General features: G+C 70.5%; 27 protein-coding genes. 14 read left to right on the top strand and 13 right to left on the bottom strand.

Annotation, left to right across the window (positions count from 1 at the left end; translation table 11 throughout):
• Window positions 1-6: 6 nt before the first annotated feature.
• The 8 genes from HG542_RS26390 to hemL form a co-directional block, all read right to left on the bottom strand.
• Window positions 7-528, bottom strand: a complete 522-nt coding sequence (locus tag HG542_RS26390; protein ID WP_171085637.1) for an SRPBCC domain-containing protein — start codon at window positions 526-528, stop codon at window positions 7-9.
• A 36-nt stretch (window positions 529-564) separates the two neighbouring features.
• Window positions 565-1,653, bottom strand: coding sequence for a c-type cytochrome biogenesis protein CcsB (gene ccsB, locus HG542_RS26385; protein ID WP_171085635.1), 1,089 nt, complete (start codon window positions 1,651-1,653; stop codon window positions 565-567).
• Window positions 1,650-3,467 (bottom strand): cytochrome c biogenesis protein ResB, encoded by a 1,818-nt coding sequence (gene resB / locus HG542_RS26380; protein WP_229922869.1) that lies wholly within the window; start codon window positions 3,465-3,467, stop codon window positions 1,650-1,652. The genes ccsB and resB overlap by 4 nt, the downstream gene beginning before the upstream one ends.
• Before the next feature lie 23 nt (window positions 3,468-3,490).
• On the bottom strand, window positions 3,491-4,273 hold the full coding sequence (locus HG542_RS26375) for a cytochrome c biogenesis CcdA family protein (RefSeq protein WP_373313213.1): 783 nt from the start codon (window positions 4,271-4,273) through the stop codon (window positions 3,491-3,493).
• 4 nt (window positions 4,274-4,277) lie between these two features.
• On the bottom strand, window positions 4,278-4,904 hold the full coding sequence (locus tag HG542_RS26370; protein WP_171085633.1) for a TlpA family protein disulfide reductase: 627 nt from the start codon (window positions 4,902-4,904) through the stop codon (window positions 4,278-4,280).
• Window positions 4,905-4,960: 56 nt separating this feature from the next.
• A complete protein-coding gene (locus HG542_RS26365; protein WP_171085632.1) occupies window positions 4,961-6,154 on the bottom strand; it encodes a polysaccharide deacetylase family protein in 1,194 nt (397 codons plus the stop codon).
• A gap of 151 nt (window positions 6,155-6,305) precedes the next feature.
• Entirely contained in the window at window positions 6,306-6,953 is a 648-nt protein-coding gene (locus tag HG542_RS26360; protein WP_171085684.1) for a histidine phosphatase family protein, read from the bottom strand.
• Between the two features lie 29 nt (window positions 6,954-6,982).
• Entirely contained in the window at window positions 6,983-8,314 is a 1,332-nt protein-coding gene (gene hemL / locus HG542_RS26355; RefSeq protein ID WP_171085630.1) for a glutamate-1-semialdehyde 2,1-aminomutase, read from the bottom strand.
• A 127-nt stretch (window positions 8,315-8,441) separates the two neighbouring features.
• Here hemL and HG542_RS26350 point away from each other — a divergent pair, with 127 nt between their 5' ends.
• The 4 genes from HG542_RS26350 to HG542_RS26335 are packed head-to-tail and all read left to right on the top strand — an operon-like array spanning window position 8,442 to window position 10,665.
• Window positions 8,442-9,050 (top strand): hypothetical protein, encoded by a 609-nt coding sequence (locus HG542_RS26350; protein ID WP_171085628.1) that lies wholly within the window; start codon window positions 8,442-8,444, stop codon window positions 9,048-9,050.
• A gap of 50 nt (window positions 9,051-9,100) precedes the next feature.
• Complete coding sequence (locus HG542_RS26345; protein ID WP_171085626.1) at window positions 9,101-9,436, top strand: YnfA family protein; 336 nt, start codon at window positions 9,101-9,103, stop codon at window positions 9,434-9,436.
• 59 nt (window positions 9,437-9,495) lie between these two features.
• Window positions 9,496-10,239 (top strand): SDR family NAD(P)-dependent oxidoreductase, encoded by a 744-nt coding sequence (locus tag HG542_RS26340; protein ID WP_373313212.1) that lies wholly within the window; start codon window positions 9,496-9,498, stop codon window positions 10,237-10,239.
• A gap of 39 nt (window positions 10,240-10,278) precedes the next feature.
• Complete coding sequence (locus HG542_RS26335) at window positions 10,279-10,665, top strand: VOC family protein (protein ID WP_171085623.1); 387 nt, start codon at window positions 10,279-10,281, stop codon at window positions 10,663-10,665.
• 10 nt (window positions 10,666-10,675) lie between these two features.
• Here HG542_RS26335 and HG542_RS26330 read toward each other — a convergent pair whose 3' ends face one another.
• Window positions 10,676-10,951 carry a PLD nuclease N-terminal domain-containing protein gene (locus tag HG542_RS26330; RefSeq protein WP_171085621.1) on the bottom strand — a complete coding sequence of 92 codons (276 nt, stop codon included), beginning with the start codon at window positions 10,949-10,951 and terminating at the stop codon, window positions 10,676-10,678.
• 88 nt (window positions 10,952-11,039) lie between these two features.
• Here HG542_RS26330 and HG542_RS26325 point away from each other — a divergent pair, with 88 nt between their 5' ends.
• The 3 genes from HG542_RS26325 to HG542_RS26315 all read left to right on the top strand — a co-directional run bounded on the left by HG542_RS26325 (window position 11,040) and on the right by HG542_RS26315 (window position 14,213).
• Window positions 11,040-12,491 carry a menaquinone biosynthesis decarboxylase gene (locus HG542_RS26325; RefSeq protein ID WP_171085619.1) on the top strand — a complete coding sequence of 484 codons (1,452 nt, stop codon included), beginning with the start codon at window positions 11,040-11,042 and terminating at the stop codon, window positions 12,489-12,491.
• Window positions 12,492-12,570: 79 nt separating this feature from the next.
• The gene (gene mqnP, locus HG542_RS26320; RefSeq protein ID WP_171085617.1) at window positions 12,571-13,473 is read left to right on the top strand and encodes a menaquinone biosynthesis prenyltransferase MqnP; all 903 of its coding nucleotides are present in this window, start codon (window positions 12,571-12,573) and stop codon (window positions 13,471-13,473) included.
• A gap of 44 nt (window positions 13,474-13,517) precedes the next feature.
• Window positions 13,518-14,213, top strand: a complete 696-nt coding sequence (locus HG542_RS26315; protein WP_171085615.1) for a UbiX family flavin prenyltransferase — start codon at window positions 13,518-13,520, stop codon at window positions 14,211-14,213.
• On the opposite strand, the gene HG542_RS26310 is transcribed toward HG542_RS26315, so the two are convergent.
• Window positions 14,210-14,347, bottom strand: a complete 138-nt coding sequence (locus tag HG542_RS26310) for a hypothetical protein (RefSeq protein WP_171085614.1) — start codon at window positions 14,345-14,347, stop codon at window positions 14,210-14,212. The genes HG542_RS26315 and HG542_RS26310 overlap by 4 nt on opposite strands.
• Before the next feature lie 132 nt (window positions 14,348-14,479).
• Here HG542_RS26310 and HG542_RS26305 point away from each other — a divergent pair, with 132 nt between their 5' ends.
• The 6 genes from HG542_RS26305 (at window position 14,480) to HG542_RS26280 (ending at window position 20,783) form a co-directional block, all read left to right on the top strand.
• Entirely contained in the window at window positions 14,480-14,935 is a 456-nt protein-coding gene (locus HG542_RS26305) for an Lrp/AsnC family transcriptional regulator (protein WP_171085612.1), read from the top strand.
• A 70-nt stretch (window positions 14,936-15,005) separates the two neighbouring features.
• Window positions 15,006-16,169, top strand: a complete 1,164-nt coding sequence (gene mqnE, locus HG542_RS26300; protein ID WP_171085611.1) for an aminofutalosine synthase MqnE — start codon at window positions 15,006-15,008, stop codon at window positions 16,167-16,169.
• 61 nt (window positions 16,170-16,230) lie between these two features.
• Window positions 16,231-16,518 (top strand): DUF4229 domain-containing protein, encoded by a 288-nt coding sequence (locus HG542_RS26295; protein ID WP_171085610.1) that lies wholly within the window; start codon window positions 16,231-16,233, stop codon window positions 16,516-16,518.
• Between the two features lie 169 nt (window positions 16,519-16,687).
• Window positions 16,688-17,995, top strand: coding sequence for a dicarboxylate/amino acid:cation symporter (locus tag HG542_RS26290; protein ID WP_171085609.1), 1,308 nt, complete (start codon window positions 16,688-16,690; stop codon window positions 17,993-17,995).
• 145 nt (window positions 17,996-18,140) lie between these two features.
• Complete coding sequence (locus tag HG542_RS26285) at window positions 18,141-18,770, top strand: TetR/AcrR family transcriptional regulator (RefSeq protein ID WP_171085682.1); 630 nt, start codon at window positions 18,141-18,143, stop codon at window positions 18,768-18,770.
• 108 nt (window positions 18,771-18,878) lie between these two features.
• The gene (locus HG542_RS26280; RefSeq protein WP_171085608.1) at window positions 18,879-20,783 is read left to right on the top strand and encodes an AMP-dependent synthetase/ligase; all 1,905 of its coding nucleotides are present in this window, start codon (window positions 18,879-18,881) and stop codon (window positions 20,781-20,783) included.
• 150 nt (window positions 20,784-20,933) lie between these two features.
• On the opposite strand, the gene HG542_RS26275 is transcribed toward HG542_RS26280, so the two are convergent.
• From HG542_RS26275 to HG542_RS26265, 3 genes are all read right to left on the bottom strand, one after another.
• Window positions 20,934-22,100 (bottom strand): lipase family protein, encoded by a 1,167-nt coding sequence (locus HG542_RS26275; protein ID WP_171085607.1) that lies wholly within the window; start codon window positions 22,098-22,100, stop codon window positions 20,934-20,936.
• Between the two features lie 86 nt (window positions 22,101-22,186).
• The gene (locus HG542_RS26270) at window positions 22,187-23,212 is read right to left on the bottom strand and encodes an AraC family transcriptional regulator (protein ID WP_171085606.1); all 1,026 of its coding nucleotides are present in this window, start codon (window positions 23,210-23,212) and stop codon (window positions 22,187-22,189) included.
• Window positions 23,213-23,549: 337 nt separating this feature from the next.
• Window positions 23,550-23,756 (bottom strand): cold-shock protein, encoded by a 207-nt coding sequence (locus HG542_RS26265; protein ID WP_171085604.1) that lies wholly within the window; start codon window positions 23,754-23,756, stop codon window positions 23,550-23,552.
• 311 nt (window positions 23,757-24,067) lie between these two features.
• Between HG542_RS26265 and HG542_RS26260 the strand changes: the two genes are divergently transcribed.
• Entirely contained in the window at window positions 24,068-24,940 is an 873-nt protein-coding gene (locus HG542_RS26260; RefSeq protein WP_171085680.1) for a menaquinone biosynthetic enzyme MqnA/MqnD family protein, read from the top strand.
• Window positions 24,941-25,003 lie beyond the last annotated feature (63 nt).

The following is a 25,003-nucleotide window of genomic DNA, read 5'->3' as shown; positions in this document are numbered from 1 at the left end:
CCCCGCTCAGCGGTCCCGCTGTTCGTAGTCCCGGCGGAGTTCCTTCCAGCGGTTCAGGGTCCAGCGGGACCAGTCGGCGGGGTGGCCCGCCAGCGCCTGCAGCAGGTATTCGAAGTGGTGGTGCCAGCCCGCGAGGCAGTCGAGGCGGTCGTCGGTGGTGCCGGTGCGCTCGTTGGTGAAGTGCAGCAGGGTGCCGCCGACGCTGGCGGGGGCGTGTTCGAGGTCGAAGCGGATGCGGCCGTGGACGGCGACGGTGTATTCGACGCACCGCGGCGGGTCCCAGACGGTGACGTGTCCGGGGGCCACCGTGACCGTGCCCTCGGTGTCGGTGTTGAGCCAGCGCAGCGTGACGGCGCCGCCTTCGCGCTGTTCGAAGGGTTCGGCGGCGGCGAGCCAGGCGGGCAGGCCCTCGGGGGTGGCGATGGCCTGCCAGACCTGGTCCAGGGGGTACGGGAGCGACAGTTCGTACCGCAGGGTGTGGCTGTCGCCCTCCGTCTCGGACGTCCCGTACGGGGAGGGGATCTCCATGGTCCAGACCTACCATGCAGGTCTGGACCGCGCCGCTCAGACTCCGGCGTAGGAGTGCTTGCCGCCGAGGAAGATGTTGACCCCGTAGTAGTTGAAGAGGTAGCAGGCGAAGGCCAGCAGGGCGAGGTAGGCGGCCTTGCGGCCCTTCCAGCCGGCGGTGGCCCGGGCGTGCAGGTAGCAGGCGTAGGCGACCCAGGTGATGAAGGCCCAGACCTCCTTGGGGTCCCAGCCCCAGTAGCGGCCCCAGGCGGCCTCGGCCCAGATGGCGCCCGCGATGATCGTGAACGTCCACAGCGGGAAGATCGTGGCGTTGATGCGGTACGCGAACTTGTCGAGCGTCGCGGCCGAGGGCAGGCGGGACATGATGTTGCCCCAGGCGCCGCCGTCGTTGCCCCGGACGAGCCTGGCCTCGTAGCTGTCGCGGAAGAGGTAGAAGAGCGAGGAGGCCGAACCGACCCACAGGGCCGCGCCGGAGACGATGGCGCAGGAGACGTGGATCCAGAGCCAGTACGAGTGCAGGGCCGGCACGAGCTGGTCGCTGGCGGTGTAGAGGACGGAGACGGCGAGGCCGAGGTCGAGCAGGATCGAGGTGACCAGCGGCAGGCCGAGCCAGCGGACGTTCTTCTTCGCGACGAGCAGCCCGAGGTAGACCGCGACGGCGACGGAGCCGAACGTGGTCGAGAACTCGTACATGTTGCCCCAGGGGGCACGCTGGACCGACATGGCGCGGGTGAGCACGCCGCCCACGTGGAGGGCCCAGGCGAGGACGGTGAGCGAGATCGCGATGCGGCCGTAGAGGTCGCCCTTCTCGCTGGTGCCGGCGGCGCCGGGGCCGTCGGGGATGTCCCGGCTGCCGGGGGCGGAGCGGGTGACGACCTTGGGGCGCTCCAGGACGGCGGTGCCGCCGCCCTGTTCGGCGCTGCGCGTGGTGACGGTGACCGTGCTGGTGGTCTCCTGCGCCTCGGCGGTGAGTGCGGCCGCGGTGCGGCCGACGGCGCTGCGGCTGCCGAAGACCCACTCGGTGATGTGCGCGAGGAAGGCCAGGGTGTAGACGGCCATGGCCGAATAGATCAGGTAGTTGCTGATATGGGCCAGGTTCTCGTTGGCCGCGGCGGCGAGGATCACGCGCGCGCTCCTTCGGACGGTTCGGCGGGGTCTGCAGAGTCGGGTGCGTCGGCCGCGGGCGGGGCGTCGGGCTGCAGGGCTGCGGCGATGCCGGCGAGTTCCTCGGGCAGCCTGGCGGACTCGCTGCGGCCGAGGCCGGCGAGTTCCACGACGGTGCGGCCGTCGGTGCCGGGCAGGGCCCGGATCCAGATGCGGCGGCGCTGGATGAACAGCGAGCCGGCCAGGCCGACGAGCGCGGCGACGGCGCCGACGAGGGCCCATGCGTCGCCGGGCTTCTGGGAGACCTGGAAGGTGGCCCACTGCTTGATGCCGTCGAAGTGCAGGGTGCCGGCGCCGTCGGGCAGCGTCATGGTGTCGCCGACCTTGAGCAGCTGGGCGAAGGGCGAGCCGTCCTTCGTCGTGTACTGCTTCATCTTCGACACGTCGAGCTGGTAGACGCTCTGCGGGACGCCGGAGTCGACGCCGAGGCTGCCCTTGTAGGCGGTGAGCACCAGGCCGGGGTTGTCCAGGGCGGGGAACTGGGACAGCATCGTGCCGGTCTTCAGGTCCAGGGTGGGGACGAAGTTGCCCTTGAAGCCGATCTGGACCTTGTTGCCGTCCTTGTCCCGCATGTCGGGGATCTTGGCGACGGTGGTCTCGGTGACGTTGCTGTCGAGGGGCAGGGCGGGCATGGGGCCCTTGAAGGCGATGTCGCCCTTGCCGTCGCGGAAGGTGACCATCGGGGCGTAGCCGTGGCCGATCAGGTAGACCTTGGAGCCGGCGGTCTCCAGCGGCTCGTTGACCTTGATGGTGGCCTTGCGGGTGCTGCCGTCGGAGCCGTCCGAGTACGTGATGTGGGCGGCGTAGTCGCGCGGGGTGCCCTTCTGCGGGCCGGTGCGCTCGTAGCTCCCGGAGAAGCTGTCGAGGCTGAAGCTGAAGGGGTCGAGGTCGTCGGCGCGGAAGAGCGAGCCGGACTTGAAGTCGTCGTACTGGGTGAGGGTGTTGGCGAAGCCGTCGCCCTCGACGATGAGCTTGCCGCCCTCGGACTTCCACAGCTGTCCGGCGGCGAAGGCGAGCAGCAGGACGATGAGGGAGATGTGGAAGAGGAGGTTGCCGGCCTCGCGCAGGTAGCCCTTCTCGGAGGCGACGGCGCTCCCGGAGCGCTCGACGCGGAAGCGGCGGCGGCGCAGCACCTTCTCGGCGGCGGCCAGCACCTGCTCGGGTGCGGCGTCGGTGCGCCAGGTGGCGTGCGCGGGCATGCGGGTCAGCAGGCGGGGGGCGGCCGGGGGCCGGCCGCGGAGCTGGCCGACGAACTGCCAGGTGCGCGGGATGATGCAGCCGATGAGCGAGACGAACAGCAGGATGTAGATCGCGGAGAACCACACCGAGCTGTAGACGTGGAAGAGCTGGAGCTTCTCGTAGATCGGCGTCAGCGTCTTGTGGCTGTCCTTCCACGCCTGGGCCTTGACCTCGTCGACGCTGCTCTGCGGGACGAGGGAGCCGGGGATGGTGGCGAGGGAGAGCAGGAAGAGCAGGATCAGGGCGACCCGCATGGAGGTGAGCTGCCGCCAGAACCAGCGGGCCCAGCCGAGGCCTTCGCGGGCGGCCCAGGCCGCGGCGCCGAGCGCGCCGGGTCTGCGGACGCCGCCGAAGGAGCCGGGGACGGCGGTGCCGCCGTCGGCGGGGTCCTCGACCGGGGCGGTCGACAGGGCGGCGCTTGCTGCGGTGTCGTCCGGTTCCACGGCCGTGCCGGCTGCCGGCTTCCCGGCATCCGGGGCCGCTTCGGGCGCGGCGTTCGCCGGGTCGTCGGTGCCTGCGGCGCCGCCGGCATCCATGGTGCTGTCGCTCTTGGCCATTGTCAGATTCCCGGGGTGAAGTTCGCGGTCCACGTCTGGAGCTCCTGGACCATGCTGTCCCACACCCCTGTCACGAGGAGCACGCCGACCGCGACGAGCATCCCGCCGCCCAGTCGCATGACCCAGGCGTAGTGGCGCTTGACCCAGCCGAAGGTGCCGAGTGCGCGGCGGAAGGCCACGGCGGCGAGTACGAAGGGCACGCCGAGTCCGGCGCAGTACGCGACGGTGAGCAGGGCTCCGCGTCCGGCGCTGGCCTGGTTCTGGGAGAGGGTGAGCACGGCGGCGAGCGTCGGGCCGATGCACGGTGTCCAACCGACGCCGAAGAGCACGCCCAGCAGCGGTGCCCCGGCGAGGCCCATGGTGGGCCTGGTGTGGAAGCGGAACTCGCGCTGTCCGAAGCGGTTGAGGACGCCCATGAAGGCGAGGCCCAGCACGATGGTCAGCGCGCCGAGGACCTGGCTGATCGTTTCCTTGTACTCCAGCAGCGTCTGCCCGAAGAAGCCGAAGGCGGCGCCGGAGGAGACGAAGACGGCCGTGAAACCGAGTACGAAGAGCGAGGCCCCGGCGACCATCCGGCCGCGCCGGGCCTCGGCGAGGTCGGTGCCGCTGACGCCGGTGACGTAGGAGAGGTAGCCCGGTACGAGCGGCAGCACGCACGGGGAGAAGAAGGAGATGAGGCCGCCGAGCACCGCGACCGGCAGGGCCAGCAGCAGGGCGCCGGACAGGACGGTGTGGTTGTACCCGTCGGAGGCGGCGAGGGTGAGCGCAGGAGCCACGGGGGTCACGGGGTCACTTCTCCGCGACCAGCGGGTCGAGCGTCTCGCGCAGCTCGTCCTCGCCGAGGGCCTTGAGCGCCCGGGCGGCGATCCTGCCGTTGCGGTCGATGAAGATCGTGGAGGGGATGGCCTGCGGGTTGAGGCTGCCCTTGGGGAAGCGCAGCAGCAGCTTGCCGGAGGAGTCCTGCAGGCTCGGGTACGGGACCTGGAACTCCTTCTCGAAGGCGATCGCGTTGGCGGGGTCGGAGTCGCGGGTGTCGATCCCGACGAACTGCACGCCCTTGTCCTTGTAGTCGTTGGCGACCTTCACGAGGTTCTTGGCCTCGGCCCGGCAGGGCGAGCACCACGAGCCCCAGACGTTGAGGACGACGATCTTGCCCTTGAACTCGGGGTCCTTGGAGACGTCGAGGTCCTTGCCGTCGAGGGTCTTGCCGGACAGTTCGGGGGCGTCCTGCCGGCTGTCCTTGTCCTTGACGAGTTCGACGCCGCCCGAGCCCTGCACGAACTGCGTCTGTCCGCCGCTCTTGGGGCCGCCCGACCCGCAGGCGGTGAGCACGAGGGCGGCGAGGGCGGAGCCGGCGGCCAGCAGGGTGGTACGACGGCGGGAAGGGTGGCGTCGAAGGGCGCGGCGGGCACTCATGTGAAAAGTTTCGCATGGGCGATTCGGGGATCTTCCGCGCCCCCCTCACCCGGTCTTCAGCGGCCCGCGGGGCTCCACTTCTCGCCGACCTCCAGCGTGCGCAGGTGCTTCATGACCTTCGGGTCCTGGACATCGAGCCAGTCGACGAACTGCCGGAAGGAGACCAGCCGCACATCCTTGTGCCGTTCGTCGGCGATGTGTTTGAGCGCCTCTTCCACGGCGTCCATGTAGATGCCGCCGTTCCAGTCCTCGAAGTGGTTGCCGATGAAATAGGGCGCCCGATTCGTTTCGTACGCCCGCTCGAAACCGGCGATGAAGGAATCCGTGGCCTGCTGCCGCCAGTGCGGATAGTGGTCGGTGCGGCCGTGCAGGGCGTTCTTCGACTGGTTGGCCAGGATGTTGTAGTCCATGGAAAGCACTTCGAAGGAGTGACCCGGGAAGGGGATCTGCTGCAGCGGCAGGTCCCAGATCCCGTGCCGTTTCCTCGGCCAGATCTGCTCGCCGCCGGGGTTGCTCGCGTCGTAGCGCCAGCCGAGCTTCCGGGCGACCGGCAGCAGGTTCTCCTGGTTGAGCAGGCAGGGGGTGCGGCCGCCGACGAGTTCTTCCCGGTAGTCGAAGGGCAGCGGTTCGACGTCGGTGAATCCGGTGTGGGTGCGCCATTCGGTGACGAAGGAGACCGCCTGTTCGATCTCCCATTCCCAGTCCTCGGGTTCCCAGTGGGCGACCGAGCCGCGGCCGGAGCAGAAGTGGCCGTTGAAGTGGGTGCCGATCTCGTGCCCCTCCAGCCAGGCCGCACGGATGTTGCGCAGGGTCTCCTTGACGTGTTCGTCGGAGAGATAGCCGATGTCGGAGGCGCCGCGGGGATTGTTCGGGGGGCGGTAGGCGTGCCTTCTGTCCTCGGGCAGGCAGTAGATGCCGGAGAGGAAGAAGGTCATCCGGGCACCGTGGTTCCGGGCGAGTTCCCGGAAGCGCGGGAAAAGGCCGTTGCCCACTTCTCCTGCGCCGTCCCATGAGAAGACGACGAACTGCGGCGGTTTCTCGCCCGGTTCCAGCTGTTCGGGCGGGGGCGGCTGATTGGGCTGTTCGGCGACGACGGCCGCGGAGCCGTCACCGATCCGCCGGGGTTTCGCGCGGGTGCTCGGTTTCGCGGCGGGACCGTCCGGCGTACCGGCCGTACATCCGGCGACCACCGGTGCAACGGCTGCGACCGCTCCCCATCCGAGGAGATCCCGCCGGCTGATCCCGCTCATGTCGCTCTCCCTCATTGCTCCCTGTGTCGCCCATACAAGACGACTTCGGGTGAGAGGGCGCGTCGGAATACGGCAAACGCCGGACGGTCTGCTATTGCAGTCCGTCCGGCGTCCGCCGATGAAAAGCCGCTGAAAGGCCGCTGAAAACGGCTCAGGCGCCGAACGCCTTGGCCCCGCCCTTCACCGGCTTGGCGCCGGCCAGGAGATGAGCGGGCACCAGATCGCGGGCCGGCTCGCTGTACCCCACCGAAACGATCTTGTCGCCGCGGTAGGTGAAGGTCGTCAGGCTCGCCAGGGTGCACTGCCGCTTGCGCGGGTCGTGCCACAGCCGCCGCTTCTCCACGAAGCTGCGCACGATCCAGATCGGCAGCTGGTGGCTCACGCACACCGCCTCGTGGCCGCGGGCCGCGTCGCGCGCCCGGTCCAGTGCGGCCATCATCCGCACCACCTGCTCGACGTACGGCTCGCCCCAGGACGGGCGGAACGGGTTCGTCAGGTGCCGCCAGTTGGCGGGCTTGCGCAGCGCGCCGTCGCCCACACCGAAGGTCTTGCCCTCGAAGACGTTCGCCGCCTCGATCAGCCGCTCGTCCGTGGCCAGGTCCAGGCCGTGCGCCTTGGCGATCGGCGTGGCCGTCTCCTGGGCGCGCTCCAGCGGGGAGGCCACCACATGCGTGACGTCCCGGTCGGCCAGGTGCTCGGCGACCCGGTCGGCCATCTGCCGGCCCAGCTCGGAGAGGTGGTAGCCGGCCCGGCGGCCGTAGAGCACGCCGTCGGGGTTGTGCACCTCGCCGTGCCGCATCAGGTGCACGACCGTGATGTCGTCGTTGCTCACTTCGCCTCCTCCGTCGCCTCGGCCGCGGCCCGGGCGGCGGCAGGCAGCGCCGCCGCGATCCGCTCGACCGCCGCGCTGTCGTGGGACGCCGAGACGAACCAGGACTCGAACGCCGACGGCGGCAGGTACACGCCGTTCGCCAGCATCGCGTGGAAGAAGGCCGTGAAGCGGAAGGACTCCTGCTCCCGGGCCTCGGCGTAGTTCGTCACCTCGTTCCCGGTGAAGAAGACCGAGAACATGTTCCCCGCGGTCTGCAGCCGGTGCGCCACACCCGCCTTGGTGAGCGCCTCGGTGACCAGGCCGCTGATCTCCGCCGAGACGGCGTCGACCTTCTCGTACGCCGCGTCGTCCAGCAGCCGCAGCTGCGCCAGGCCCGCGGCCGTGGCGACCGGGTTACCGGAGAGCGTGCCCGCCTGGTACACCGGGCCCGCCGGGGCCAGGTGGGCCATGACGTCCGCGCGGCCGCCGAAGGCCGCCGCCGGGAAGCCGCCGCCCATGACCTTGCCGAAGGTCATCAGGTCCGGCGCGACCCCGTCGATCCCGTACCAGCCGGCACGCGAGACGCGGAAACCGGTCATCACCTCGTCGGAGATGAACAGCGCACCGTTCTCCGCGCAGGCCGCCTTCAGGCCCGCGTTGAAGCCCGGCAGCGGCGGGACCACGCCCATGTTGCCCGGCGACGCCTCGGTGATCACACAGGCGATCTCGCCCGGGTGCGCCCGGAAGGCCGCGCGGACCGCGTCCAGATCGTTGTAGGGGAGCACGATGGTGTCCCCGGCCTGGGCGCCGGTGACGCCCGGGGTGTCGGGCAGGGCGAAGGTGGCCAGGCCCGAGCCGGCCGCGGCCAGCAGGGCGTCCACATGGCCGTGGTAGCAGCCCGCGAACTTGATGACCTTGGCGCGGCCGGTGAAGCCGCGCGCCAGCCGGATCGCCGACATGGTCGCCTCGGTGCCGGACGACACCAGGCGCACCTGCTCGACGGGCGCGATCCGGGCGACGATCTCCTCGGCCAGCGCCACCTCGCCCTCGCCGGGCGTGCCGAACGAGGTGCCGCGGGAGACGGCCTGCTGCACGGCCGCGAGCACCTCGGGGTGGGAATGGCCGAGAATCATCGGTCCCCACGAGCACACGAGGTCCACGTATTCCCGGCCGTCCGCGTCGGTCAGGTACGGGCCGCTGCCGGACACCATGAACCGGGGCGTACCGCCCACGGCGCGGAACGCGCGCACGGGAGAGTTCACGCCACCGGGCGTGACGGCCGCCGCACGGTCGAAGAGCGTCTGCGAGACTGGGGCTTGGTATGGGTACGGGTAGCTCACACCAGCCATGGTCTCAGAGCGGTACGAGCGGTTGCGTCCGGGCGTTTCGCACGTCGTCCACGGGGGAGGTCTCTGAGACGATGATCGGGTTGCGCGGCGGGGGCTGTGCTGGCTGAAAAAGCGGTCGGGTGGAGATATGCATCGCGGTGGCGGACTGGGCGAGGGCACCGATGACCTGGGGCCCGAGCGCGCCGAACAGACCCGCAGGGGCCGGCACCGGCGTGCCGGCGACCACGAGGAGCGGAGCCCGGAGCGCACCCCCGGGGGCACGGCAGGCACGGAGAGCACGGAAAGCAGGAGTGGCCGGGTGGGGGTGACCTACAAGTACTTCGGGGCCCCCAACGGAGCGACCGCTGCCCGCGTCCCCATCTCCATGCGCCCCGAGGAACTCGGCGGTGACGAGCTGGGCATGGGCGGCATGTTCACCAGGATCAAGCCGGAGACGGTGGCGGCCATGGTGCTCACCGGCATCGAGGGCATACCCCTGCACAAGGTTCCCCCGCTCGAACTGGTCGTCCTCCACCCCGACTACGCGGTGGTCAAGCTGCCGATGACCGTCGTCGACCCGCTGCGCGGCATCGGCGAGGAAGCGGTCGGCGCCGCCGCCTTCATCTGGTCCACCGTTCCCGACCGGGGCGGTCCGCGTGATGCGTTCACCGTCTACAAGCTGCTGCACGAGTGGCAGGACTTCTCGCACCGGCTGCACGAGGCCGGGCATCAGCCGTACTGTCTTGTCTGGCCGTAGCCGTTCGTGCCCCTACGGGGCACGGAATGGCACCGCATAGCCTGGCCGGCATGCTCGCCGTACGCTCCATCGCCCTCTTCGTCCTCGCCGCCCTCCTCGAGATCGGCGGAGCCTGGCTCGTCTGGCAAGGTGCCCGCGAGCATCGCGGCTGGGCGTGGATCGGGGCCGGCATCGTCGCCCTGGGCGCGTACGGGTTCGTCGCCACGCTCCAGCCCGACGCCCACTTCGGCCGCATCCTCGCCGCGTACGGCGGCGTGTTCGTCGCCGGCTCGCTGGCCTGGGGCATGGTTGCCGACGGGTACCGGCCCGACCGCTACGACGTGATCGGCGCCCTGGTCTGCCTGGCGGGCGTCGCAGTGATCATGTACGCGCCGAGGGGGCGCTGACCGCTTATCCTGCGAGCGATCACGCGCGTATGCGTCCCGCCGTCCCCAGGAGGCCCGTTGTGAGCACCCGTACCGCCGTCATCACCGGCGCCAGCAGCGGCATCGGCGCCGCCACCGCGCGGCAGCTGTCCGCCGCCGGATACCGGGTCGTCCTCACGGCGCGCCGCGAGGACCGGATCCGGGCGCTGGCCGAGGAACTGCCGGAGGCCGTGGCGCAGGTGCTGGACGTCACCGACCGGGCCGCGGTCGACGCCTTCGCGGCCTCGCTGGACCGGGTCGACGTGCTGGTCAACAACGCGGGCGGGGCGCTCGGTGCGGAGCGGGTGGCCGACGCCGATCCGGCCGACTGGCGCACGATGTACGAGACCAATGTGCTCGGCGTGCTCCACATGACGCAGGCGCTGCTGCCCGCGCTGCGGGCGAGCGGCGACGGGACGGTGCTCGTCGTCTCCTCGACGGCGGGGCTCGCCACCTACGAGGGCGGGGGCGGGTACGTCGCCGCGAAGCACGGGGCCCATGTGCTCGCCGAGACGCTGCGGCTGGAGCTGTGCGGGGAACCGGTGCGGGTGATCGAGATCGCGCCCGGGATGGTGAAGACCGGCGAGTTCGCCCTGACCCGCTACCGCGGGGACGAGGAGAAGGCGGCCGCGGTCTACGCGGGGGTCGCCGAACCGTTGACGGCCGAGGACGTTGCGGAGACGATCACCTGGGCGATCACTCGCCCGTCCCATGTGAACATCGATCTGCTCGTCGTCCGTCCCCGTGCCCAGGCGTCCAACTACAAGGTGCACCGCGAGGGCTGAGGGCCGGCGCGGGCCGCACGACCGAGGAGCTGTTCCGCCATGCGCGTCATCGACTTCGACCACCTCGTCCTCAACGTCTCGGACGCCGAGCGCTCCCTGGCCTTCTACTGCGGCCCGCTCGGGCTGGAGCCGGTGCGGGTGGAGGAGTGGCGCGCGGGGCAGGTGCCGTTCCCGTCGGTGCGGGTGAGCCCGACGACGATCATCGACCTGGTGGAGGGGCCTCGCGGGGAGTCCAACGTGGACCACCTGTGCCTGGTCGTGGAGCCGCTGGACTGGCAGGCCGTGATCGACGCGGGGACGTTCGACGTCGTGCGCGGGCCGAGCCGCAACTTCGGTGCGCGGGGCATGGCGGAGTCCCTCTACATCCGGGACCCGGACAACAACACCGTCGAGCTCCGCTGGTACCCGCAGGACGAGCAGGGCTAGGCGCTCGGACTCAGTCCTTGTCCCGGTTCAAGGACCTGAGGAAGTCCGGGTTGTCGTCCGGCGCGACCCAGCGGCCCTCCCGCTGCGCCGTCACGGCGCGGCGGCGCGGGCGGCCCGCGATCAGCCAGGCCACCGGGCCCACCAGCACCTCGCCGAAGAGCAGGATCACAAACACCCAGGCGAGCTTCGGCAGTCCCCGCACCTCGTTCTCGGGGGTGTTGAGGCAGTCCACGAAGGTGTAGATCCACAGCGCCAGGACCAGCAGGAACGGCAGATACCTGAGCATGGCGGCGGCCCCCGGAGTGCGGTGCTGCGGGGCCGCGCGGCAGCCCCAGTGACGGGTCCAGGGTAGTGCGTGCTCGATACTGGAACGCATGGCTTACGACGATCTGCGCTCGTTCCTCAGGGCGCTGGAGCGCGACGGTGACCTCAAGCGCATCAAGGCCGAAGTCGATCCGTACCTGGAAGTCGGGGAGATCGTCGACAGGGTGAACAAGGCCGGCGGGCCCGCCCTGCTCTTCGAGAACGTCAAGGGCTCGGCCATGCCGCTCGCGATGAACGTCTTCGGCACGGACCGGCGGCTGCTCAAGGCGCTCGGCCTGGCGTCCTACGACGAGATCTCCGAGAAGATCGGCGGACTGCTCAGGCCCGAGCTGCCGCACGGCTTCACCGGTGTCCGGGAGGCGTTCGGCAAGCTCGGTGCGATGGCGCACGTCCCGCCGAGGAAGGTGAAGGAGGCGCCCGTCCAGGAGGTCGTCCTCACCGGTGACGACGTCGACCTCGACCGGCTGCCCGCGCTGTTCACCTGGCCCGAGGACGGCGGCTCCTTCTTCAACCTCGGCCTCACGCACACCAAGGACCCCGAGTCGGGCGTCCGCAACCTGGGTCTGTACCGCCTGCAGCGGCACGACAAGCGCACCATCGGGATGCACTGGCAGATCCACAAGGACAGCCGCAACCACTACCAGGTGGCGGCCCGGCGCGGGGAGCGGCTGCCGGTCGCCATCGCCTTCGGCTGCCCGCCCGCGGTGACGTACGCGTCCACCGCGCCGCTGCCCGGTGACATCGACGAGTACCTGTTCGCCGGGTTCATCCAGGGCAAGCGGATCGAGATGGTCGACTGCAAGACCGTTCCGCTGCAGGTCCCGGCCAACGCCGAGGTCGTCCTGGAGGGCTGGCTGGAGCCCGGGAAGATGCTGCCCGAGGGCCCGTTCGGCGACCACACCGGCTTCTACACGCCGCAGGAGGACTTCCCGGCGCTGACCATCGACTGCGTGACGATGCGGAAGCGTCCGCTGCTGCAGTCGATCGTGGTCGGCCGGCCGCCGACGGAGGACGGCCCGCTGGGGCGGGCCACCGAGCGGTTCTTCCTGCCGCTGCTGAAGGTGATCGTGCCGGACATCGTGGACTACCACCTGCCGGAGTCGGGCGGTTTCCACAACTGCGCGATCGTCTCGATCGACAAGAAGTACCCCAAGCACGCGCAGAAGGTGATGCACGCCGTCTGGGGTGCGCACATGATGTCGCTGACCAAGCTGATCATCGTGGTCGACGCCGACTGCGACGTCCACGATCTGCACGAGGTGTCCTGGCGGGCGCTGGGCAACACCGACTACGCCCGTGACCTCACCGTCGTCGAGGGCCCGGTCGACCACCTCGACCACGCCTCCTACCAGCAGTTCTGGGGCGGCAAGGCGGGCATCGACGCGACCGCGAAGTGGCCCGAGGAGGGCTACACGCGCGACGGGGGCTGGCCGCGGATGGTCGAGTCGGACCCGGAAGTCGCCGAGCGCGTGACCAAGCGCTGGAAGGAGTACGGCCTGTGAGCCGCGAGTCCACAATGGTGGCCAGCAGCGCGAAGACGGAGTTTCTCCGCCTTCGCGGAGGTGAACCGGAGTACGGCCTGTGACCGCCCCCGCCGCCGCAGTGCCCCAGCCGGGGCGCACCAGGGCGTTCCTGCGCCTGGTGATGATCGAGCACTCCGTCTTCGCGCTGCCCTTCGCGTACATCGCCGCGCTGACGGCGATGTTCCAGAAGAACGGCGCGGTCGACTGGTGGAAGCTCTTCCTCGTCACCGTCGCGATGGTCGGCCTGCGCACGTTCGCCATGGCGTGCAACCGCATCATCGACCGCGAGATCGACGCCCGTAACCCGCGCACCGCGAACCGCGAACTGGTCACCGGTGCGGTGTCGGTGCGGTCGGCGTGGACGGGTGCGCTGGTCGCCGTGGTGTTCTTCCTCGGCGCGGCCGGGCTGCTGAACCCGCTGTGCCTGGCGCTGGCGCCGATCGCCGTGATCCCGATGGTGGTCTATCCGTACGGCAAGCGGTTCACCGACTTCCCGCACGCCATCCTCGGTCTCGCCCAGGCGATGGGCCCGGTCGGCGCCTGGCTGGCGGTGACGGGGTCGTGGTCCTGGGAGGCGGTGATCCTCGGACTCGCGGTGGGCGTCTGGATCGGCGGCTTCGACCTGATCTTCGCGTGCCAGGACGTGGCCGCGGACCGCGCGCACGGGGTGAAGTCCACCCCGGCCCGCTTCGGCATCCCGGCCGCGCTGCACGGTGCGCGGGTCTGCCACGTGATCACCACGGCGCTGCTCGTCTGGTACGGCGTGGCCGTCCACGCGGGCATCTTCTGGTGGACCGGCCTGGTGGTGGTCGCGGCGGCGTTCGGCTACGAGCACACGATCGTGCGGCCGCACGACCTGTCGCGGCTGAACAGGGCGTTCTTCACGGTGAACGGGTTCGTCGGGATCAGCTTGTTCCTCTTCGCCCTGCTGGACCTGCTCGTCCGCGGCCTGGGCCGGTAGTACACCGGCCGCGGGTCCCGCGGCCGGACGGTTAGGCTCATCGCGTGGAGCCGTACGAACACACAACGCAACGTCAGGAACGCCGGCCCTGGGTGGTCGGCGTGTCCGGCGCGTCCGGTACGCCCTATGCGGCGGCCGTGCTGCGCGGACTGCTGGCGGCCGGGGAGGCCGTGGACCTGGTGGTCAGCCGGGCCTCGCGGCTGACGTTGCTGGACGAGACCGGGATCGGGTTCCGGGATGCGCACTGGCGGGACGATCTGCGCGAGTGGCTGTCGCGGGGGGCCGACGGCAAGCCGTTCCCGTTCGAGGGCGACCTGTCGGACGTGCGCCACTGGGCGGCCGGTGATCTGGCGGCCGGACCGTCGTCCGGCTCGTACCCGGCGAAGGGGATGCTGATCGTCCCGGCAAGCACGGCCTGTGTGGCCGGAGTGGCGCTGGGACTGTCGAAGGATCTGCTGCAGCGCACCGCGAGCGTGACCCTGAAGGAGCGTCGGCCGTTGATCGTCGCGGTGCGGGAGACGCCGCTGAGCGGTCAGACGCTCAAGCAGCTGGTGGCCCTGGACGAGGCGGGCGCTGTGGTGCTGCCCGCCTCTCCGGCGTTCTATGCGGGGGCGACGCACATCCAGGATCTGGTGGATTTCGTCGCCGGGCGGGTGCTGGACGCGGCAGGGGTGCCGCACCGGCTGTACCGCAGGTGGAAGGGAGAGCTCGGTGGCTCACGGACCCTCGGGGAGGGTTAGCCCTTCTTGGCGCGCAGGGTGCGGAACTTCGACCCGGTGCGGCGCTCGGTCGTTGCGGACTTGTGGGCACGCGAGCGGTTGGCCAGGTCCTGCAGCTCGCGCATGCGGGCGTAGGCCACCTCGATCGAGTACACGGGGACTCCACTCCTGAAGGATCGACGTTGATTCTCTGAGCTGATGAAAGATTTACGGGGTGTTGAGCCCCGTACGCCTTAGATTCTACACGCAAGACGGCAAGTTCGCTGATTATTGAAAGGTGCCAGGCTATGGACGCGGTGGACAGGCAGCTCATCCAGGCCCTGCGGGAGAACGGCCGGGCCTCGTATGCGGAGCTGGGCCGGCTGGTCGGCCTCTCCGGGCCGAGCGTCACGGACCGGATCAACCGCCTGGAGGCGGCCGGCGTCATCACGGGCTACCGCGCGACCGTCAACGCCGCGTCGCTCGGTCTCGGGGTCACGGCCCTCATCGGCATCCAGCTCTCGGACGCCGCGGACCACGAGGACGTGGCGCGCCGGCTGCGCGACCTCGAGGAGATCGAGGACTGCTGGTTCATCGCGGGCGACGACTCGTACATGCTCAAGGTCCGCGTCGGGGACGTGGACGGCCTGGAGCGCACCATCCGGCGGCTGTCGGGCACCAAGGGCGTCGCCCGGACCCGTACCACGATCGTGCTCTCCACCAAGTGGGAGAACCGGGTGGGCGAGCTGCCCGAAGAGGTCTGAAAACGGGGGAGTAGTCTCGACGGGGTTGCGCATCGGAAGTGACCCGGAAAGACATCGGAGAGGCGGACGCATGGACGTGGGGCTCAAGCGCGAGCTGGAGGAGAAGGTCCGTGCGGGCGAGCGGCTGACCCGCGAGGACGGCATCGCCCTCTACGCGTCCGACGACCTGGCCTGGCTGGGCGGCCTCGCCCACGAGGTGCGTACGCGCAAGAACGGTGACGTCGTCCACTTCAACGTCAACCGGCACCTCAACATGACCAACGTGTGCACCGCGTCGTGCGCGTACTGCTCGTTCCAGCGCAAGCCGGGCGAGAAGGACGCGTACACCATGCGCATCGAGGAGGCCGTCCGCCTCGCCAAGGCGATGGAGAACGACAACCTCACCGAGCTGCACATCGTCAACGGCCTGCACCCGACGCTGCCTTGGCGCTACTACCCCCGCTCGCTGAAGGCGCTCAAGGAGGCCCTGCCGCAGGTCTCCCTGAAGGCGTTCACCGCGACCGAGATCCACCACTTCGAGAAGATCTCCGGCCTGTCCGCCTCCGAGATCCTCGACGAACTGATCGACGCCGGGCTGGAGTCGCTGACCGGCGGCGGTGCCGAGATCTTCGACTGGGAGGTCCGGCAGCACATCGTCGACCACGACACCCATTGGGAGGACTGGTCGCGCATCCACCGCCTCGCGCACGAGAAGGGTCTCAAGACCCCGTGCACGATGCTCTACGGGCACATCGAGGAGCCCCGCCACCGCGTGGACCACGTGCTGCGGCTGCGTGAACTGCAGGACGAGACCGGCGGGTTCCAGGTCTTCATCCCGCTGCGCTACCAGCACGACTTCGTGGACATGAAGGACGGCAAGGTCCGCAACCGGCTCCAGGCCCGGACCACCATGGCCACCGGTGCCGAGGCGCTGAAGACCTTCGCCGTCTCCCGGCTGCTCTTCGACAACGTGCCGCACGTCAAGGTCTTCTGGGTCATGCACGGCGTGCAGACGGCCCAGCTCGCGCTGCAGCACGGTGCGGACGACATGGACGGCTCGGTCGTCGAGTACAAGATCACGCACGACGCGGACAACTACGGCACGCCCAACAAGCTGACCAGGGACGACCTGCTGGAGCTGATCCGCGACGCCGGCTTCCGCCCCGTCGAGCGCAACACGCGCTACGAGATCATCCGCGAGTACCCGGGCCCCGACGCGGAGCGCCGCGAGTCGCCGCAGCCGATGCGGGTCTGAGACGGCTTGTGTTTGACTGGAACAGACCGTTCCCTATGAGCCCGAGAAGAAGGTCCCGTCCGTGAGCAGCAACAAGTTCGCATCGCTCCGCTACACCGCGCTGCGCGCGGCCCTGCTCATCGCCTGTTTCGCGTTCGTGTGGGTGCTCTGCTACTTCCGCATCGTCCCGCTGGGCGTGGGCGGTTCGAACGTGTTCTGGATGGTGCTCCTCGCGCTCGTGCTCTCCGCACCGCTGAGCTTCGTGCTGCTGCGCAAGCAGCGGGACGCGATGTCGGTGCAGATCAGCGAGCGGGTGGACCGCGCCAAGGCCCGCCTGGAGGCCAACGCGGGCCAGGAGGACGGGGCGTAGGCCCCCGATGTAAGCCTCGTCACATCGCACGCGCGCATGCCGCGCCCGGAGTTTCCCAACTCCGGGCGCGGCATGCGGCGTTTCGGGGTGTTCACGCGGTGTTCGCGAGGCCCCCGATGTCAAAGTAATGCTTTGGGGCAGTCAAAGACTCGGTGTTAGCGTGTTCGGCATGAAGACAGCAGTTGCGCAACGGTCCGCCCTGCGCGGCCGCATACCCAAGGTCCCGTTCTGGGCCCAGATCCTGCTCGCCCTGGTGCTGGGCGCCCTGCTCGGCTGGGTCGCCAAGAGCGGTGACGTGCACTGGCTCCAGGTGACCCTCGACAAGATCGGCAGCCTGTTCGTCCAGCTGCTGATGGTCGTGGTCGCCCCGCTGGTCTTCTTCGCCATCCTGGTGTCCATCACCAACCTGCGGAACGTCGCCAACGCCGCCCGGCTGGCCACCCGCACCCTGATGTGGTTCATGATCACATCGCTGATCGCGGTCAGCATCGGCCTGGCGATCGGCCTGCTCACCGACCCCGGCTCCGGCACCGGCCTGACCGCCGCCGACGGTGCCGCGCCCAAGAAGCACGGCTCCTGGCTGGACTTCCTCACCGGCATCATCCCGACCGACGTCGTCACGCCGTTCACGCAACTGAACGTGCTGCAGATCGTCTTCATGGCCGCCGTCGCCGGCGTCGCCGTCCTGCAGATCGGTGAGAAGGCGCAGCCGCTGCTCACCTTCTCCGAGTCCGTGCTGGAACTCCTGCAGAAGGTCCTGTGGTGGGTCATCCGGCTCGCCCCGCTGGGCAGCCTCGGCCTGGTCGGCAGGGCGATCTACAAGTACGGCTGGGACCTGATCGGCAAGTACGCGACGTTCACCGCCGACATCTACGTCGGCTGCGCCATCGTCCTCTTCGGCGTCTACCCGCTCCTGCTCGCCACCGTCGCCAAGGTCAACCCGCTGCAGTTCTTCAAGGGCGCCTGGCCGGCCATCCAGCTCGCCTTCGTCTCCCGCTCCTCCGTGGGCACGATGCCGCTGACGCAGAAGGTGACGGAGCGCCTCGGGGTGCCGAAGGAGTACACCTCCTTCGCGGTGCCGTTCGGCGCGACGACCAAGATGGACGGCTGCGCCTCCATCTACCCGGCCATCGCCGCGATCTTCGTGGCACAGGTCTTCGGCGTCCCGCTGCAGCTGCGCGACTACCTCCTGATCGCCTTCGTCTCGGTCATCGGCTCCGCGGCGACGGCCGGCCTGACCGGCGCGACGGTGATGCTGACGCTGACCCTGTCGACGCTGGGCCTGCCGATGGCGGGTGTGGGCCTGCTGCTGGCGATCGACCCGATCGTGGACATGATGAGGACGGCCACGAACGTGGCGGGCCAGTCGGTCATCCCGATCATCGTCGCCGCGCGCGAGAACATCCTGGACCGGCGGGCGTTCGAGACGGCCGACGGTGCCCACCTGGAGGCGGAGGCCCAGCCGGTCGCCGCGTAGTCATTGCGCTACGGCTTGATCTCCACCCTTGACGTCCCTCCGCTCCGTGACATTACCTGTCGGTAATGTAGCGGGGGCGGAGGGACGTTTTGTCGTGACTACTGCACAGAAGGCCAGGCCCGTGACCGCGGCCAAGGTCAAGCGCATGCCCCGGGCCGTGCGTGAGCGCCAGATGCTCGACGCCGCCGTGGAGGTCTTCGCCCGGCGCGGCTACAGCGCGGCCTCGATGGACGAGATCGCCGAACTGGCCGGGGCCTCCAAGCCGTTGGTGTATCTCTATCTGAACTCCAAGGAGGAGCTGTACGGCGCCTGTATCCGGCGCGAGTCGCGGGCGCTGCTGGACGCCGTGCAGTCCGCGGCGGACCCCGAGGACTCCGCCGACCGGCGGCTCTGGTGCGGGCTGCGGGCCTTCTTCGCGCACACCGCCGCGCATCCCTCGGCCTGGGCGATGCTCAGCTGCCAGGCGCGCATCCACGGCGAGCCGTTCGCCCAGGCCCTGGCCGAATTGCGTCAGGAGATCGTCGACTTCGTGGCCCAGCTGATCGCGGCCGCCGGACGCGATCAGGAGCGGGCGGGCGCCGCCCTGGACGCCGAGGAGGTCTCCGGCCTCGCGCATGCCCTCGTCGGCGCCGCCGAGTCGCTGGCCGGGTGGGCCAACACCCGCGCGGACGCCGCCCCTCCGGCGAAGGAGACGGCGGCGACCCTGATGAACGTGACGTGGGCGGGGCTGGAGAACCTGCTGAACGGGCAGCGCTGGGCGCCCGTTCGCCCGTGACCCTTCAGGACGGGGGCGGGGTGGAGGAGGTGGGCCTTCCGGCGTACATTCACCAGGAAATTACCGCTGAGTAAGGCAAGTTGTGGGTCTCTGGAACAGGAGCCGCACGTGTCCGTATCGCACAGCGTCCCCACCGCACCGCCCGCGCTCGTCCCGCCGCGCACGACGGCCGTCGACGGCACCGTCCGCGAGGCGCACGCCCCCTCCCTCGCCCCGCCCGTCCGCCAGGGCTCGCTCGGCGACCTGCCCTTCCTCAACGCCGCCGAGGCGCCGCTGGACGTCGTCCTCGGCCGCAGACAGCACGACGGCACCTGGCGCGACGTGACCGCCGCCGCCTTCGCGGCCGAGGTCGCCTGCGTGGCCAAGGGCCTGATCGCCCAGGGGCTGCAGGCCGGCGACCGGCTCGCCATCATGGCCCGCACCCGGTACGAGTGGACCCTGCTGGACTGCGCGGCCTGGGCCGCGGGCCTGGTCACCGTCCCCGTCTACCCGACCTCCTCCGCCCTGCAGGTGCGCTGGATCCTCCAGGACTCGGGCGCGGCCGCCATCGCCGTCGAGGGCGCCGAACAGGCCGCGCTCGTCGAGGGCGAGCGCGCGCAGCTGCCCCGGCTCGCCCATGTGTGGCAGTTCGACGACGGGTGCATCCCGCACCTCATGGCCACCGGGCGCCCGTTGCCGGACGCCGCCGTCACCGAACGGCGCGCCGCCCGCCGCCCCGAGGACCTCGCCACCCTCGTCTACACCTCCGGCACCACCGGGCGCCCCAAGGGCTGCGTCCTCACCCACGCCAACTTCTTCGCCGAGGTCGACAACACGACCGAACTGCTGCACCCGGTCTTCAAGTCCGTGACCAAGGAACCGGCCTCCACCCTCCTCTTCCTGCCGCTCTCGCACATCTTCGGGCGGATGGTCGCCGTGGGCTGCCTGCGCGCCCGTGTCCGGCTGGGCCACACGCCGTCCCTGCGGACCGAGGAACTGCGCGCCGATCTCGAAGGGTTCAGACCGACGTTCCTGCCCGCCATCCCCTACGTTTTGGAGAAGATCTACAACAACGGCAGAGCCACCGCCGAACGGCTCGGCCGCGCCGCCGCGTACGACCGTGCGGCCGCCGTGGCACGGGAGTACGGCGAGGCCGTGGAGGCCGGCCGGCACGGCACCGGCCCCGGGCCCGGAGTGCGGCTGCGCGCCGAGCGGGCGCTCTACGACCCCCTGGTCTACCGCAAGTTGCGCGCCGCACTCGGCGGGCGTGTGCGCTACGTGCTGACCGGCGGTTCGCCGCTCGGCCGACGGCTCGGGGCGTTCTACACGGGCGCCGGCATGGAGGTCTTCGAGGGCTACGGCCTGACGGAGACCACGGCCGCCGCGACGGTCACCCCGCCGCTGCGGCCCAAACTCGGCACGGTGGGCTGGCCGTTGCCGGGGAGCCGGGTGCGCATCGCCGACGACGGCGAGGTGCTGCTGGCCGGCGGGCACATCTTCCAGGGCTACTGGGACGCGGAGCGCGGCGCGGCGGTGCCGCCCGCCGCGGGGGAGTGGTTCGCCACGGGCGACCTCGGGGCGCTCGACGCCGAGGGGTACCTGACGATCACGGGCCGGAAGAAGGAGCTGCTCATCACGAGCGGCGGCAAGAACGTGGCCCCGGCGCCGCTGGAGGACCGGTTGCGGGCGCATCCGCTGGTGGGCCAGGCGATCGTCGTCGGCGACGACCGGCCGTATGTGGCCGCGCTGTTGACGCTGGAGCCGGAGGGGCTCGCGCACTGGCAGAAGATGCGAGGGATGGAGGGGGTGCCGGTGGAGGAGCTCGTCTGCGACGCGGGGTTGCGGGCGGACGTCCAGGAGGCCGTCGACGAGGCGAACCGCCTTGTGTCGCGGGCCGAGTCGATACGACGGTTCGCCGTGCTGCCGGTTGATTTCACGGAGGAGGCGGGACACCTGACGCCTTCGCTGAAGCTCAGGCGGGCCGTCATCGCGCGGGACTTCGCCGAGCAGATCGAGGAACTGTACGAGCGCTGACGGCCGCGGATCGCTCGTGGCTGCTCGCGCAGTTCCCCGCGCCCCTTAAGGGGCGCGGGGAACCGGCCGGGCCTCATCGTGCCCCGTAAGGGGCGCGGGGAACTGCGCGACCGGCCACCGGCGGCCCGCAGTCGAAGAACCGCGCCCCGCTCAGCAGTTGCCCTCCGCAGGAGCCCCGGCAAAGCGGGCCGCAAGCCAGTCCGCCGCCGGTACCGACCCCGTGATCGCGCCCGTCACATGCCCCGTCAGCGGCAGCGACGTCCAGCGCACCGTCGCGCCCTCGGCGCACCAGTCGGCTCGCAGCTGTTTGCCCACCGCGTACGGGATCAGCTCGTCGATCGTCCCGTGGTAGAGGTACACGGGGCGGTCCGGCGCGTGCGTCCCCAGGTTCGACGAGCGCAGCACGCGCTGCCAGTCCGGCTCGTACAGCGGGTTCTCGACCGTCACGTCCGAGATGCGCTTGAAGAGCCCCGCCGCCGTGTTGATCACGACGCAGTGGTTCTTCAGGTAGTCCACGTAGAAACGGCCGCGGTCGTTGAGGTACCGCTCCAGGTGGAGTTCGGGGTAGGCCGCGTTCTGGCCGACGGCCGCCATCAGGATCAGGCCGGCTCCGATGTTGCCGTTGTTGAAGTCCGCGGTCTTGAGCAGGTCGGCGGGGACGCCGCCGGTGGCCGTGCCCTTGACGTTCAGCTCGGGCGCGTACGAGTCGTGCAGCTCCGCGGCCCAGCTGCCGGCCTGGCCGCCCTGCGAGTAGCCCATGATCCCGACGGGTGTGTCCGGCCCGAGCCCGGCGCCGGGCAGCCGCAGTGCCGCCCGGGCCGCGTCCAGGACGGCGTGGCCTTCCGACCGGCCGACCGTGTAGGTGTGGTCGCCGGGGGTTCCCAGGCCCTCGTAGTCGGTGACGGCAACGGCCCAGCCGCGCCAGGTGAGTTGCTGGATCAGGTTGGCCTCGGCCGTCGTCCCGTGGGGGAAGCCCGCCGACGGGGCGCAGGAGTCGGCCATGCCGACCGTCCCGACGGCGTATGTGACCAGCGGGCGGGGGCCCGTGCGGCCGTCGAGGGGGACGATCACCGTGCCCGACACGACGTCCGGCGTGCCCTTGGCCGTGGTCGAGCGGTAGGTGATGTGCCAGGCCCGGGTGTTGGTCGGCTGGCCGGGCAGCGGATGGAAGGAGGTGGGAGCGGAGGTGACGATGTCACCGGGTGCGCCGCCGGTGCCGGCGGCGTCTGCTCTCGCCGGCAGGGCCGCGGGCAGGACCAGTGAGACGGTCAGTGCGGCGACGGCGGCGATGGTGGTGCGCAAGCGGGGCAGGGGCATGCGGCTCTCCCAACTGTCCTGTGGCGCAAGGATGGATGGGGGTGACCGTACGGTCCGGCGCACGGGACCCGCGCTGGTCGGAACGCTCAGATTTGCTGACCCCGGTACCCGCGGTACGCGCCCGGCGTGGTGCCCGTCCAGCGGCGGAACGCCCGGTGGAAGGCGGTGTCCTCGGAGAACCCGAGCCGCACCGCGAGTTCCGCGATCGGCTCCCGCCCCTCCGCGAGCCCCGCGAGGGCCGCCTCGCGGCGCACCTGGTCCACCAGCCGCCGGTACGAGGTGCCCTCGGCCTGCAGCCGGCGCCGCAGCGTCGCCGGGCTCACCGCCAGCCGCTCCGCGATCTGCGCCACTTCCGGCAGCCGGGCCGGCCGTCCCTCGCGCAGCGCCCGCAGGAACGAGCGCCGCACCTGTTCGGCGACGGTCGTGCCGTACTCGCGGCGGCTGAGCAGCTCGGCCGGGGCCCGGCGCAGCAGCTCGGTCACCCCCGCCTCGTCCCGCACCACGGGCGCCGACAGCCACCGCGCGTCGAACCCCGCACCGGTGCGCTCCGCCCCGAACCGCACCGGGCAGCCGAACATCGGCCCGTGGTCCGCCGCGTAGGGCGGGGCGGCGTGCGCGAAGGCGGTCCAGTGCAGGGCGATCCGGCGGCCGATCAGCCAGCTCGCCAGCCGGTGCCAGACGACCATCAGGCACTCCGCGAGGAACCGGCCCTCCGCCCGCTCCCGCAGGTCGCTGCGCAGCGCGAAGACCGCCTCCCCGCCGTGGCGTTCCAGCACCAGGTCCGGCCCGCCGGGGAAGAGCCCGTAGAACCGCGCGGCCCGCTCCAGCGCCGCGCCCAGGTCCCGGCAGCCGATGCAGGCGTGGCACATCATGGCGAACGTCCCGGGCCGGCTCGGCGCCGTCCCGAGGCCGAGGAACTCGTCGCCGGTCGCCCGGTGCAGCCCCCGCACCAGCCGGGCGAACTGCTCGGGCGTCACCCGCGCCTGCTCGTCCCCCAGCAGCAGCGGCGCGATCCGCGCCTCCTGCAGCAGGGGAACGGTGTCGATCCCGAGCCGCTGCGCCCCGCCCAGCGCGGCCCGTACACAGTGCACGGTGACCGTCCGCCCGCTCATGCGGGCACGGTAGCGCCGTTGAGCGTTCACGTCAGTGGCGCCGGTGGTTCCGTGCATCCGGGCGCGGACGTGCGCCTCCGAAACTCCGCCGGGCGGCGATCACGGAACGCCATGTGGCCGAAATCGATGTGTTGTGCGAACGTACGGGGAATGGGTGCACAAAAGAGGGTACAAAAACGTCCGGTGAAACGGGTGAATGGAGTGACCCGGGTGGGTGAATAACCGGGAAATCCGCCGCCCGCCCCGCACGGGAAAAGGCAGGAGCCCCGCCCTCGCCGAAGCGGGGGCAGGGCTCCTTGGGTGCTGCACACAGACCGCGCGAACGGTCCGCAGGGGGTCAGCCCTGCGGGGTCACGTTCTCCGCCTGCGGGCCCTTCGGGCCCTGCGTGACGTCGAAGCTGACCAGCTGGTTCTCCTCGAGGGAGCGGAAGCCGGCGGCGTTGATCGCGGAGTAGTGGACGAAGACGTCGGGGCCCCCGCCGTCCTGGGCGATGAAGCCAAAGCCCTTTTCAGCGTTGAACCACTTCACGGTTCCGGTAGCCATAAGCCCTCCTATGGGCCAAAGGGTTGCCCTGCTCCAGAACCTGCGAGAAGTCTGAAAACTACAAAAGCCTGCGGGTCACATGCTCCGCAGGCTCTGTACTGCAAGGGAAACCAAACTGCAACTTGCGGCGAGCCTAGCACGCGGGCTTCTCGCGGGGAAAGAGTTGAAGATCACGCCCAAGGTGGGTTTTCGGCGTCCTCCGGCCGGAAAGGATCCGTCTTCAGTCCGGTGCGCGGTGGGACCCCGGCACAGCGCCCGCCAGGGGGCGGGGCTAGCCTCCGGATGTGGACAATTCAGCCTCGGATGTAGCGATCGCGGCGGACCCGCAGGACGGGCCCCGGAGCCTCCGCAGCCGCCCGCGCGTCGGCCACATCCAGTTTCTCAACTGCCTGCCCCTCTACTGGGGCCTCGCCCGGACCGGCACGCTGCTCGATCTGGATCTGACCAAGGACACCCCCGAGAAGCTCAGTGAGCAGCTCGTGAACGGCGACCTGGACATCGGGCCGATCACGCTCGTGGAGTTCCTGAGAAACGCGGACGACCTCGTCGCGCTGCCGGACATCGCCGTGGGCTGCGACGGGCCCGTGATGTCCTGCGTCATCGTCTCCCAGCTCCCCCTGGAGCAGCTGGACGGGGCGCGCGTCGCCCTCGGCTCCACCTCGCGCACCTCCGTGCGCCTGGCCGAGCTGCTGCTCGCCGAGCGGTACGGCGTACAGCCCGACTACTACACCTGTCCGCCGGACCTCAGCCTGATGATGCAGGAGGCGGACGCCGCCGTCCTCATCGGCGACGCCGCGCTGCGGGCCTCGCTGCACGACGCGCCGCGGCTCGGGCTGGAGGTGCACGACCTCGGGCAGATGTGGAAGGACTGGACGGGCCTGCCGTTCGTCTTCGCCGTGTGGGCCGCGCGCCGCGACTACCTGGCCCGCGAGCCGGGCATCGTCGCCAAGGTGCACCAGGCCTTCCTGGAGTCCCGGGACGTGTCCCTGGAGGAGGTCGCCAAGGTGGCCGAGCAGGCGGCGCGCTGGGAGGCCTTCGACGCCGAGCTGCTGGAGCGGTACTTCACCACGCTGGACTTCCGCTTCGGCCCGGACCAGCTGGCCGGCGTGACGGAGTTCGCGCGCCGCACGGGACCCACGACGGGCTTCCCGGCGGACGTGCGGGTGCAGCTGCTGGACCGCTGACCGCCACCGGCAGCACAAGAGCCCCCGGGGACGTTCCCGGGGGCTCTTGTGCTGTGTCCTCGT

It is taken from the genome of Streptomyces morookaense, assembly GCF_013030945.1.
GTDB classification, from domain to species: domain Bacteria; phylum Actinomycetota; class Actinomycetes; order Streptomycetales; family Streptomycetaceae; genus Streptomyces; species Streptomyces morookaensis.
Note: the sequence above shows the minus strand (reverse complement) of the source record. Positions and strands in the feature narration are given on the sequence as shown.